The organism is Kingella bonacorsii (assembly GCF_016623605.1).
GTDB lineage: Bacteria > Pseudomonadota > Gammaproteobacteria > Burkholderiales > Neisseriaceae > Kingella_B > Kingella_B oralis.
On record NZ_JAEHNZ010000002.1, the window covers coordinates 445840 to 457996 of the forward strand.

A 12157-nucleotide genomic window follows, 5' to 3' on the forward strand; every position below is an offset into this window, starting at 1 on the left:
CAGCCTGAAATCGCATTTGGGCTTTATACGAAGCAAAAACCACACTTTGCCACCATTATCCGGCTCAAATTTGCCAAACTCCGCCGCCCGCGCGTATCATCCGCGCTTTCATTGTTCAACCCATTGCCAAGAAAGGATAAACCATGCAAACCATCGCTCAAACTACCATCCAACTTGGCAGCCTGAACGCCGCGCGCGTTATCTAACTGCCCGTTCGGGCTGCTTTCTCCAATTATTGTTTAGACAAAGATTTCAATGCCATGCCGTTTTAGGCAGCCTGAAACACGTCTCAACAAAAGCAAAAGAAAGTATCCCATCATGGGCAATCAAATTATTATTATCGAAAATTCAAACGCTTGGATAGAAGGCAACGCCGTTCAACAACTGGAAACCACCGCCAAACTGCCGCATATTCAGCGCGTGGCAGGTATGCCCGATTTGCACGCAGGGCGCGGTTATCCCATTGGCGCGGCGTTTTTTAGCGTGGGGCATTTTTACCCCGCGCTGATTGGCAACGACATCGGCTGCGGCATGGCGTTTTGGCAAACTAATTTGGCCGCGCACAAAGCCAAAACCGGCAAATTGGTCAAACAATTGGGTAGCATAGACGCGCCGCTAGGCGAGGATTGGCAGGCGCGGATAAACGAGCTGCTGCCGCAGCATCCGTTTCAGGCTGCCTTGGGTACCATCGGCGGCGGCAACCATTTTGCCGAGCTGCAAGCGGTGGATACCGTTTACGCGCCCGACAGCCTGCCCGCCGCGTTTAATCCGCAATGCCTGCAACTGTTGGTACACAGCGGTTCGCGCGGCTTGGGGCAACAAATTTTGCGCCGCCATGTGGACAAATTCAGCCATGCAGGGCTGCCTGAAAACACGCCCGAAGCCGCCGCCTATCTTGCCGAACACGATGCCGCGCTGGATTTTGCCCGCGCCAATCGCCGCCTAATCGCCGAGCGGATGCTGGCGCGTTGGGGCGCAGACGGCGCTTGCCTGCTGGATGTGCATCACAATTTTCTGCAATCCGTTCAAATAGATAACCAGACAGGCTGGCTGCACCGCAAAGGCGTAACTCCGTCCGATTGTGGCTTGGTGGTTATCCCTGGTTCGCGCGGCGATTACAGCTATCTTGTGCGCCCGATTGTGGATAACGCGGCAATCGCCTTGTTTTCCTTGGCGCACGGCGCAGGACGCAAATGGCAGCGCGGCGAATGCAAAGCGCGGCTGTCGCACAAATTTTCCGCCGATAGCCTGCGCCAAACCGTATTTGGCAGCGCGGTGGTGTGCGCCGATAAAGCCTTGATTTTTGAAGAAGCCCCGCAGGCTTATAAAAAAATAGACAGCGTGATTGCCGCCCTGCGCGATTTCGGGCTGATTGAGCCGGTGGCGCGGATGAAGCCCGTTTTAACCTACAAAACCGCAGGCGGCTGCGCCGATTGATGACGAACCGATTTCAGGTCACCTTTTTCAGCATTAAGGCAGCCTGAAAAAGCAAAAACACAAGGAACGCTATGATTTATCTGCAACTCTCCACAGGGCAATCGCCCGCCGAATGCCAAATTTTCGCCCGATTCGCGTTGCGCCAAATCCTGCGCGAAGCCGAAGCCGCCGGTGTGGCAGCCGAGCTGTTGAGCCAAACCGGCAGCAAACACGGCATTTTGTCCGCCACGTTTGCCTTCAACGGCGCGGGCGCAGAAGCCTTGGCGCAACGCTGGCTCGGCACGCTGCAATGGATTAGCGACAGCCCCGTGCGCCCTAAGCATCCGCGTAAAAACTGGTATATCGGCGTTTTCAGGCTGCCGCAAATTCCCGCGCTGCCCGATGACGACAGCATCCGTTTTGAAACCTGCCGCGCGGGCGGCAAAGGCGGGCAGCATGTCAATAAAACCGACAGCGCCGTGCGCGCCACGCATTTGGCAACGGGCGTTTCGGTGCGCGTGGAAAGCGGGCGCAGCCAACACGCCAACAAAAAACGCGCCCGCGAGCTGCTGGCTTTGAAGCTGGCGGAACAGCATTCGGCGGCGTTGGGACAGCACGCGGCAAACGCGCATTCGCAGCTATACCAAGTGGCGCGCGGCAACCCCGTGCGCATGTTCAAAGGGGCGGATTTTCGCGAGCAACCGGTAGCCTGAAAACAAGCCAAGCGCGTTTGAGAGAAACGAAAAAACAACGGCGCAGGCAGGCGGCAATGCCTAAACTGGGCCGTTGCCTTTTTCAGGCTGCCTTTTATCAACTTATCCGCCATTTCCCGCCAGCTTGGCGCACAAATCCTTTAAAATCACGCCTTTCAACCCCACTGCGAAAGGAACACTATGGAACTCGTCTTTATCCGCCACGGTTTGAGCGAATGGAACGCCAAAAACCTGTTCACAGGCTGGCGCGATGTAAAATTGAGCGAAAAAGGCATCGCCGAAGCGCAAGAAGCGGGGCGCAAACTTAAAGCCGCAGGCTATCAGTTTGACATCGCGTTCACCTCGGTTTTAACCCGCGCCATCAAAACCTGCAACATCGTGCTGGAAGAAAGCGACCAACTTTGGGTGCCACAAATCAAAACATGGCGTTTAAACGAACGTCATTATGGCGCATTGCAAGGCATGGACAAAAAGCAAACCGCCGAAAAATACGGTGACGAGCAAGTGCACATTTGGCGGCGCAGCTACGACACCTTGCCCCCGCTGCTGGACAAAAACGACGAATTTTCTGCCCACAACGACCGTCGCTATGCCCATTTGCCCGCCGATGTGGTGCCTGACGGCGAAAATTTGAAAGTAACGCTGCAACGTGTGTTGCCGTTTTGGGAAGACCATATCGCCCCCGCTATCATCCGCGGCAAGCGCGTGTTGGTGGCGGCGCATGGCAACAGCTTGCGCGCGCTGGCAAAACACATTGAAGGCATTTCCGATAACGACATCATGGGCTTGGAAATCCCCACGGGGCAGCCTTTGGTGTACAAATTGGATGACGATTTAAACGTGGTTGAGAAATTTTATTTGTGATTTTTATTTCTAACTGCTTGGATAGCATAAAGGCAGCCTGAAAACGGATAATCGCGTTTTCAGGCTGCCTTTTTATGTGGATAACTTAGATTTTTTCCGCAAAATATTTCAGCGTGCGCACCAATTGGCAAGTGTAAGACATCTCGTTGTCATACCAAGCCACGGTTTTCACCAACTGCTTGTCGCCCACCGTTTGCACGCGCGTTTGCGTGGCATCAAACAACGAGCCAAACTCAATGCCGATTACATCAGACGACACAATCTCGTCTTCTGTGTAGCCAAACGATTCATTGGCAGCGGCTTTCATCGCCGCGTTCACTTCTTCTTTGCTCACATTTTTTTCCAACACACAAACCAATTCCGTCAGCGAACCAGTCGCCACGGGCACGCGCTGCGCCGAGCCGTCTAATTTGCCGTTCAATTCGGGAATCACCAAGCCGATGGCTTTGGCTGCGCCTGTGCTATTGGGCACGATATTGCAAGCGGCGGCGCGGGCGCGGCGTTTGTCGCCTTTGCGGTGCGGCGCATCCAGCGTGTTTTGGTCGCCTGTGTAGGCATGGATGGTAGTCATCAAGCCTTGCACCACGCCAAATTGTTTTTGCAACACCGCCGCCATTGGCGCAAGGCAGTTGGTGGTGCAAGAAGCCGCAGAAATTACAGTTTCGCTGCCATCCAACACATGATGGTTCACATTAAACACCACGGTTTTCATATCGTTGCCCGCAGGTGCAGAAATCACCACTTTGCGCGCGCCCGCGCGGATGTGCGCTTCGGCTTTATCTTTGCTGGTGAAAAAGCCCGTGCATTCCAACACCACATCAACGCCCAATGCTTTCCAAGGCAATTCTTCGGGATTAGGCTTGGCAAACACTTTGATTTCTTTGCCGTTTACGAGAAACGCTTCTTCTTTTTGCTCAATCGTGCCGTTGAAGCGACCTTGCGTGGTATCGTATTTAAACAGATGAACCAGCATATCAGCAGGCGTTAAATCGTTTACGGCAACCACTTCAATGCCGTCTGTTTTCAAGATTTGGCGCAAAGCCAAGCGTCCAATGCGCCCAAAACCGTTAATTGCCACTTTAACTGCCATTTTTACGTTCCTTCTGTGCGTTGAAAAACGCTTCTTTTTACCATTTTTTACGCTTAAACGCAAAAGGCTTTTGTTTTTGGCTGGGCGAGTTTGTATTTGTAATTAAATTAAAAACAAAAGATTAAAAAATAAAAAGACGATATTTATGAGGCACAGCACGCATTGTGGATAAATCGGTTAAACAAATGATTTGATAACAAAATAAGATAAACAAAAATCTGTGCGCGATGGCGGTTAATTGATTGGGATAACTATGGATAAAATGAAACGTAAATCGCTTTATTGTGGATAAATCGGCTTTATCACGCTTTTTTATTGCCTTAACCACACTTTCAGGCTGCCTAAAATGGTTTATGATGCAGCCTGAAAATCATTTTTAGGATAACTGCATGAAACAACGCACCCTAGCCAAATCCGTAACCGCCACGGGCGTGGGCCTGCATTCGGGCGAGCGCGTGTCGCTCACCTTGCATCCCGCCGCCGAAAACACAGGCATCCAGTTTCGCCGAAGCGATTTATCGGGAGAGCAAGGCGAAATTGTGCCGCTTACGCCGTATTTGATTAACGACACGCGCTTGTCGTCCACCATCGTTACCGAAAACGGCATTCGTGTCGGCACGATTGAACACATTATGTCAGCGTTTGCCGCGTATGGTGTGGATAACATTTTGGTGGAGCTGAATGCGCCCGAAATCCCGATTATGGACGGCAGCAGTTTGCCGTTCATCTTTTTGTTGCAAGATGCGGGCGTGGTGGAACAGCAGGCGGAAAAACGCTTTTTGCGGATATTAAAAGAAGTGTCGTTGGAAGAACCAAATAAAGCGGTGAAATTTACCCCGTATGATGGCTTTAAAGTGCGGCTCACGATTGAGTTTGACCACCCCGTGTTTAACCGCTCATCGCCCACGTTTGAGATTGATTTTGCAGGAAAATCTTATGTGGAAGAGATTGCGCGGGCGCGGACGTTTGGCTTTATGCAAGAAGTGGAGCTGATGCGCGCGCACAATTTGGGCTTGGGCGGCAATTTGTCCAACGCGATTGTGATTGACGACACAGATGTGCTGAACCCCGAGGGGTTGCGTTATCCCGATGAATTTGTGCGCCACAAAATTTTGGATGCGATTGGCGATTTGTATATTGTCGGGCATCCGATTATCGGCGCGTTTGAGGGTTATAAATCGGGGCACGCGATTAACAATGCGCTGCTGCGCAAGGTGCTGGAGGACGAAACGGCGTTTGAGTGGGTGGAATTTCCCGATGATGATGCGCTGCCGCGCGCATTTTCGGGGATTGAAACGTTGGGCGTGAGCTAGTTTGCCGCAATCCAAAAGGCAGCCTGAAACGGGTCATCCCCTGTTTCAGGCTGCCTTTTGCACATCAAGTTATCCCTGATTATTTTTATTGAAAACAATAGGATGACGTTTTATCAACAAAGTTATACACAATAAAAGGCAGCCTGAAAATGGGATTACCTATTTTCAGGCTGCCTCAACCATTAAACCGCCACCTTAACCGCCGTGCCGCTCACGGTTACCATCATCATGCCATTGGTTTCGCCCAACACTTCGTAGTCAAAATCGATACCGATGATGCCGTTTGCGCCCAACTCCTTCGCGGCCTGCTTCATATCCGCCAACGCCGCTTCGCGCGCGCCGGCCAGAGCGCGTTCATAACCGCCGGCGCGCCCACCAACCACATCGCGGATGGAAGCAAACATATCGCGGAAAATGTTTGCGCCGATAATCGCTTCACCGTTCACAATGCCCAAATAAGCATCTAGCTGAATATCGTTGGGCGTTACGGTGGCGAGAAAAAAGGCTTCTTCTTTGCGGGAAAACCAACCCATGTTGCACTCCTGTGATAGATGGTTTTCAGGCTGCCTTAGATACATAGGCAGCCTGAAAACCAAAAATGTTAATGTGGATAACTTGACTACACTTCGTAAGTGCTGGAAGCGGTGTCGCCGCCTGTTCCTGTCCAATTGGTGTGGAAAAACTCGCCGCGCGGTTTATCGGTGCGCTCGTAAGTGTGTGCACCGAAGTAATCGCGTTGCGCTTGCAGCAGATTGGCAGGCAAGCGCGCGGAAGTGTAGCCGTCTAGGAAAGTAATCGCCGCCGCCATGCAAGGCATGGGAATGCCGATTTCAATCGCTTTGGCAACGGTTTTGCGCCATGCGGGCAAGGCGTTGAGCAGGATTTTTTGGAAATACGGGTCTGCGCCCAAGAAGGCTAAATCGGGGTTGGCTTCAAACGCATCGCGGATGTTGCCCAAGAAAACGCTGCGAATAATGCAGCCCTCGCGCCACAAGAGCGCGGTTTTTCCGTAATTTAATTTCCAGTTAAACGTGTTGCTGGCTTCGCGCATCAGCATAAAGCCTTGCGCATACGAAATAATTTTGGATGCAAGCAACGATAAACGCAGCGATTCCAGCCATTCTTCGCGGCTGCCCGAAACAGGCGTAATGCTGTGTGGGAATGCGCTGGCAGCGGCAACACGTTGGTCTTTTAACGCGGAAACGCAACGCGCAAACACAGATTCAGAAATCAGCGTAAGCGGAATGCCCATATCCAAAGCGTTGATGCCCGTCCATTTGCCTGTGCCTTTTTGCCCTGCGGTATCCAAGATTTTTTCCACCAGCGGCGTGCCGTCTGCGTCTTTGTAAGCAAGAATATCGGTGGTGATGTCCACCAGATAAGAGTTTAACTCGGTGTTTTTCCAAGATTTAAACGTCTCGTGCATTTCGTCATACGTCATGCCCAAGCCATCTTTCATAAACTGATAGGCTTCGCAAATCAACTGCATATCGCCATATTCAATGCCGTTGTGCACCATTTTCACAAAATGCCCCGCGCCATTATCGCCCACCCAATCGCAGCAAGGCTCGCCATTAGGCGTTTTTGCCGCAATGCCTTGCAAAATTGGCTGAACGTATTGCCACGCTTCGGGATTGCCCCCTGGCATAATAGACGGACCATGCCGTGCCCCTTCTTCCCCGCCTGAAACGCCTGCGCCAATAAAACGAATACCCTTGGCAGCCAGCTCAACCGTGCGGCGGTTGGTGTCGGGATAGTTGGCGTTGCCGCCATCGATAATGATGTCGCCTTGTTCCAGATAAGGCACAATTTGCGCAATAAATTCATCTACCGCGCTGCCTGCGCGAACCATCAGCATGATTTTTCGTGGTTTTTCTAATTTATCCACAAACTCTTGCAAGGAATGCGCGCCCACAATATTGGTGCCTTTTGCAGCACCATTTAAAAATTCATCCACTTTGGAAACGGTTCGGTTGAACGCCACCACTTTAAAGCCTTTGTCGTTCATGTTCAAAATCAAATTCTGACCCATAACCGCCAAACCAATTACACCAATATCGCCTTTCATAGCTATTCCTTGCGAGTTGATAAAGCTGTAACTTTACTCCATTGGCATGGGATAGACAATGCAAGAAACCTGCGTTGCCGGTAATAGTATTTAAATCCAAAATTTAAATATAAACTGATTATGTAAGATAAAGAATGCGCTATCTGTTTGTTGATAAGTTTAAAAATAAAATAATTTCAAAATGTTGGATTGTATTTATGGCTTTGGAAAAGGTAGCCTGAAAACAAGGATAGGGTGTGAATAGCAGTGGATAAAATTTCGTAAACAGCAACATTATGTGGATAAATTTGGAAAACAAACAGGCTGTCGTTTTCAGGCTGCCTCAATCTGTGGATAATAAAACAACGGCTATGTTAAAACGTGTTCAAAAATGTGCTTTTCCGATAAAATACCGCTCTTTATTGGTTTCAGGCAGCCTGAAAATAACGGTATAAGGAATTCTCATGAAAGCATTGGTGGCGGTAAAACGCGTGGTTGATTTCAATGTGAAAGTGCGCGTGAATGCAGATGGCTCGGGCGTGGATATCGGCAATGTGAAAATGTCGATGAATCCGTTTGACGAAATTGCGGTAGAAGAAGCAGTGCGTTTGAAAGAAGCAGGCAAAATCAACGAAGTGGTCGCCGTATCGCTGGGCGAAAAAAAATGTGAAGACACGCTGCGAACTGCTTTGGCAATGGGTGCCGACCGTGCCATTCATGTGGAAACCGATGCGCCGCTTGAACCGTTGGCCGTGGCTAAATTATTAAAAAAAATCGTAGATAAAGAGCAGCCTAGCCTTGTTCTGCTGGGTAAACAAGCGATTGACGACGATGCCAACCAAACGGCGCAAATGCTGGCAGCATTGATGAACGCGCCGCAAGGTACGTTTGCCAGCAAAGTGGCATTGTCTGCCGACGAGGCGGTGGTTACGCGCGATATTGATGGCGGCGTGGAAACGGTTGCGTTGAAATTGCCGGCTGTGATTAGCGCAGATTTACGTTTGAATGAGCCGCGTTTTGTGAAGCTGCCTGCGCTGATGCAAGCGAAGAAAAAAACAATTGAAAAGCAATCGGTTGAAGAATTGGCTGTAAACGTTGAACCACGGTTGCACGTGAAACAATACGCCGAACCCAAAGCGCGGCAAGCTGGCGTGAAAGTGGCGAGCGTTGCTGAATTGGTTGAAAAACTGGCGGCTGCCAAAGCAATTTAAAGGAAAAACAAAATGACCGTTTTGGTATTGGTAGAACATGATGGCAAGCAAGTCAATCCGGCCACGTTACACGCTGTCTGCGCTGCGCAAAAATTAGGCGAAGTTCATGCGCTGGTGGCGGGTTCAGGCAGCCTGAAAGTGGCGGAACAAGCCAGCAAAATTAATGGTGTGAGCAAGGTATTGCTTGCCGAAGCGCCGCATTTTGCCGAATTGTTGGCAGAGGAAATCGCACCGCTTGTTGTTTCGTTGGCTGCGCCGTATCGGTATTTTGTAGCGGCAGCCAGCGCGTTCGGTAAAAACATCATGCCGCGTATAGCGGTAATGCTGGATTGCTCGCAAATTTCCGATTTAACAGAGATTGTGGATAAGCAAACCTTTATCCGTCCTACTTACGCGGGCAATGTGTTCACCACCGTATTTAGCAATGAAGAAAAACTGGTGCTGACCATTCGCGCCAGCGCATTTGATGCAGCAACATACGGCGAACAAGCGGCAGAAATTGAAAATGTGGCGGCTACGCCGGCGCAGCAGCTGAGTCGATTTGTGTCGCGCGAATTAACACAATCCGACCGCCCGGAATTAACACAAGCAAAAGTAATTGTGGCGGGAGGTCGCGCATTAGGGAGTGCGGAGCAGTTTGATGCTGTTTTAACACCATTAGCCGATGTATTAGGCGCAGCGATTGGTGCATCACGCGCGGCGGTGGATGCTGAATATGTGCCAAATGATTATCAAGTGGGGCAAACGGGTAAAATTGTTGCGCCTGAATTGTATTTTGCGATTGGTATTTCAGGAGCGATTCAGCACGTTGCGGGGATGCAGGACAGCAAAGTTGTGGTTGCCATTAACAAAGATCCTGATGCCCAAATTTTCAATGTGGCAGATTTTGGCATTGTGGGCGATTTGTTTGAAGTTGTGCCGCAATTAACCGAAGCATTGAAAAATCGTTAGTCTCGTGTCTGTGTTTCACATGAAACATAGATTGGTTTTAATTATTTGCAAAAGAAAAAACAAAGTGAACATTTCTCTACCAATAGAAGCAAAAGATATTCAAAAACTGATTCCTCACCGTTTTCCATTCATGCTGATTGACCGTATCACAGCGTTTGAAAGCGGAAAATCGCTTACGGCAATTAAAAACGTAACCATGAATGAGCCGCAGTTTGTGGGGCATTTTCCTGAATATCCTGTTATGCCCGGTGTGTTGATTATTGAAGCGATGGCACAAGCATGTGGCGCATTGGCTATTTTGACCGAAGGCGGGCGCAATCCTGATGAGATTTATTTCTTTGCGGGGATTGATAATGCACGATTCAAACGCCAAGTTATTCCTGCTGATCAGCTTGTTTTTGAGATTGAGCTGCTGCAAAGCAAGCGGGGTATCGGCAAGTTTAAAGCTGTTGCAAAAGTGAATGGCGAGTTGGCGGTTGAGGCGGAAATTATGTGTGCTAAACGCAAAGTGGAAAAATAATACCAAGTCATAAAACGAACTGGCGGGGTTGGTTTATTGCTTCAAACAGCTTGTTTTTTGAATGAGTATTTGAGTTTTCAGGCTGCCTAATCCATCTAGGCAGCCTGAAAAAGACAAATTAAACAATAGCGAGAGTATTATGTCTTTAATCCACAAAACAGCCATCATAGACCCCAAAGCTGAATTAGATAGCAGTGTGAAAGTGGGTGCTTATTCCGTTATTGGCGCAAATGTGCAAATTGATGCAGGCACGGAAATTGGCGCACATACTGTGATTGAAGGGCATACGACAATAGGTCAAAACAATAAAATTTTCCAATTCGCCAGTTTGGGTGCGCAGCCGCAGGATAAAAAATACTGCAATGAGCCTACTAAGCTTATTATTGGTAATGGTAACACCATTCGTGAATTTACAACATTTAATACAGGAACAGTTACAGGCATTGGTGAAACGCGCATTGGCGATGATAATTGGATTATGGCGTATTGCCATTTAGCGCATGATTGCGTAGTAGGGAATCATACTATTTTTGCTAACAACGCATCGCTTGCAGGACATGTAACCATTGGCGATTGTGTGGTGCTAGGCGGTTATACATTGGTATTCCAATTTTGTCGCATAGGAGCATATGCCATGACAGCGTTTGCCGCAGGTGTGCATAAAGATGTGCCACCTTATTTTATGGCAGCAGGGTATCGCGCAGAGCCCGCAGGTTTAAACAGCGAAGGCATGCGACGTAATGGCTTTTCAGCGGAACAAATTGCGTTGGTAAAACAAGCCTATAAGGTTCTTTATATGCAAGATTTAAGCTTGGATGAAGCAAAAGCAAAAATTGCAGAAATGGCAAAAAATCATTCGGAGCTACAAATTTTGCATGAATTTGTCGCAACATCACAACGTGGCATTATTCGTTAAACCGTTTTCAGGCTGCCTGAAAAGAAACGTAAAGAGTTTGACAGATAAAACGGCATAGCGTATAGTTCGCTTTTTTATGACGCGGGGTGGAGCAGCATGGTAGCTCGTCGGGCTCATAACCCGAAGGTCGTAGGTTCAAATCCTGCCCCCGCAACCAAATTTCAACCGCTTGGTATTCCAAGCGGTTTTGTTTTATCTTTCAAGGTTTGATTGATACATGTCAGGTATAATGAGCACTCTTTGTGCTGCTTTTTGCGGAATGGATTATGTTACCCAGCGATGAAATTATTATTCATGGCACAACCAGTAATGGCAAGGTGTTTCGTCCCAGCGATTGGGCAGAACGGTTGTGCGGTATTCTTTCGTCGTTTGGCAAAGATAATCAATCGTCGCATCAAGAATGGGTGCGACCTGTATTATTGAATAAAGTCCGTTGTGTAGAGGTTTCGCCCAGCCTTGAAGAAATTAATCCCGGCATGTTCCGTTTTTTGATGGATTTTGCGGCGGATAATGATTTGCAGATTATGCGTGGTTCGGATTTTTACTCTCATCGGCAGCCTGAAAATCAAGTTGCAGAGTCTGTTAAAGATAACAATAAATCCATTGTTGAAGAAAAAGCAGAACAATTTATTGAAAAAGCAGAAGAACCAACCAGCCATGTGCGTGAAATTTTGCCCAAAGAAACGGCAAGTGTATTTGCTGCATTGAGCGTGTTGCGCCCCACGCTTAATGACATCAACCAATTTGTAGAGCAAGTGAATAATGTGCAACGTGCGCAAGGCTATCGCTTGCTTGGATTGTTTGAAGCAGGAAAAACCAACGCGGTTGCTGTATGCGGGTTTCGTGAAAAAACCGATTTGGTTAGCGGGCGGCACATTCATATTGATGATTTGATTACCATCCCCCAAAGTCGCCGTTGCGGTTATGCTTCGCGGCTGTTGGATAAAGTGCATCAAATTGCTGCGGAACAAGGTATCACGCAAATTCATGTTGATTGTCATGTGGGCAGCGAGCGAACGATTGCTCATCGCGTTTATTTTCAACAAGGCTTTGAAATTCAATCGTACCACTTTGTTTGCCAAACCCGTTTAGATTAACAACATATCCGTTTTCAGG

Annotated in this window: 12 protein-coding genes and 1 tRNA gene; 10 read left to right on the top strand and 3 right to left on the bottom strand. The window is 48.8% G+C overall.

What is annotated here, in order from left to right:
- Nucleotides 1–318: 318 nt before the first annotated feature.
- The 3 genes from JDW22_RS07250 to JDW22_RS07260 all read left to right on the top strand — a co-directional run bounded on the left by JDW22_RS07250 (nucleotide 319) and on the right by JDW22_RS07260 (nucleotide 2993).
- On the top strand, nucleotides 319–1437 hold the full coding sequence (locus tag JDW22_RS07250; RefSeq protein ID WP_200522472.1) for an RNA ligase RtcB family protein: 1119 nt from the start codon (nucleotides 319–321) through the stop codon (nucleotides 1435–1437).
- Nucleotides 1438–1508: 71 nt separating this feature from the next.
- Nucleotides 1509–2129, top strand: a complete 621-nt coding sequence (prfH, locus tag JDW22_RS07255) for a peptide chain release factor H (RefSeq protein WP_200522473.1) — start codon at nucleotides 1509–1511, stop codon at nucleotides 2127–2129.
- Between the two features lie 180 nt (nucleotides 2130–2309).
- A complete protein-coding gene (locus tag JDW22_RS07260) occupies nucleotides 2310–2993 on the top strand; it encodes a 2,3-diphosphoglycerate-dependent phosphoglycerate mutase (protein ID WP_200522474.1) in 684 nt (227 codons plus the stop codon).
- A gap of 85 nt (nucleotides 2994–3078) precedes the next feature.
- Here JDW22_RS07260 and gap read toward each other — a convergent pair whose 3' ends face one another.
- Nucleotides 3079–4083: a type I glyceraldehyde-3-phosphate dehydrogenase gene (gene gap, locus JDW22_RS07265; RefSeq protein ID WP_200522475.1), complete on the bottom strand. Its 1005-nt coding sequence runs from the start codon at nucleotides 4081–4083 to the stop codon at nucleotides 3079–3081.
- A gap of 389 nt (nucleotides 4084–4472) precedes the next feature.
- Between gap and lpxC the strand changes: the two genes are divergently transcribed.
- Nucleotides 4473–5396, top strand: coding sequence for a UDP-3-O-acyl-N-acetylglucosamine deacetylase (gene lpxC, locus JDW22_RS07270; RefSeq protein ID WP_200522476.1), 924 nt, complete (start codon nucleotides 4473–4475; stop codon nucleotides 5394–5396).
- A 182-nt stretch (nucleotides 5397–5578) separates the two neighbouring features.
- On the opposite strand, the gene JDW22_RS07275 is transcribed toward lpxC, so the two are convergent.
- On the bottom strand, nucleotides 5579–5929 hold the full coding sequence (locus tag JDW22_RS07275; protein ID WP_003798271.1) for a heavy metal-binding domain-containing protein: 351 nt from the start codon (nucleotides 5927–5929) through the stop codon (nucleotides 5579–5581).
- Nucleotides 5930–6015: 86 nt separating this feature from the next.
- Nucleotides 6016–7464, bottom strand: a complete 1449-nt coding sequence (gene gnd, locus JDW22_RS07280; protein WP_200522477.1) for a decarboxylating NADP(+)-dependent phosphogluconate dehydrogenase — start codon at nucleotides 7462–7464, stop codon at nucleotides 6016–6018.
- A gap of 443 nt (nucleotides 7465–7907) precedes the next feature.
- Between gnd and JDW22_RS07285 the strand changes: the two genes are divergently transcribed.
- The 6 genes from JDW22_RS07285 (at nucleotide 7908) to JDW22_RS07310 (ending at nucleotide 12138) form a co-directional block, all read left to right on the top strand.
- The gene (locus tag JDW22_RS07285; protein ID WP_200522478.1) at nucleotides 7908–8654 is read left to right on the top strand and encodes an electron transfer flavoprotein subunit beta/FixA family protein; all 747 of its coding nucleotides are present in this window, start codon (nucleotides 7908–7910) and stop codon (nucleotides 8652–8654) included.
- Nucleotides 8655–8666: 12 nt separating this feature from the next.
- Nucleotides 8667–9605: an electron transfer flavoprotein subunit alpha/FixB family protein gene (locus JDW22_RS07290; RefSeq protein WP_200522479.1), complete on the top strand. Its 939-nt coding sequence runs from the start codon at nucleotides 8667–8669 to the stop codon at nucleotides 9603–9605.
- A 64-nt stretch (nucleotides 9606–9669) separates the two neighbouring features.
- The gene (fabZ, locus tag JDW22_RS07295) at nucleotides 9670–10125 is read left to right on the top strand and encodes a 3-hydroxyacyl-ACP dehydratase FabZ (protein WP_040559135.1); all 456 of its coding nucleotides are present in this window, start codon (nucleotides 9670–9672) and stop codon (nucleotides 10123–10125) included.
- Nucleotides 10126–10264: 139 nt separating this feature from the next.
- Nucleotides 10265–11041, top strand: coding sequence for an acyl-ACP--UDP-N-acetylglucosamine O-acyltransferase (gene lpxA / locus JDW22_RS07300; RefSeq protein ID WP_200522480.1), 777 nt, complete (start codon nucleotides 10265–10267; stop codon nucleotides 11039–11041).
- Between the two features lie 80 nt (nucleotides 11042–11121).
- Nucleotides 11122–11198: transfer RNA gene (locus JDW22_RS07305), tRNA-Met, on the top strand.
- A gap of 109 nt (nucleotides 11199–11307) precedes the next feature.
- Entirely contained in the window at nucleotides 11308–12138 is an 831-nt protein-coding gene (locus JDW22_RS07310; RefSeq protein WP_200522481.1) for a GNAT family N-acetyltransferase, read from the top strand.
- Nucleotides 12139–12157 lie beyond the last annotated feature (19 nt).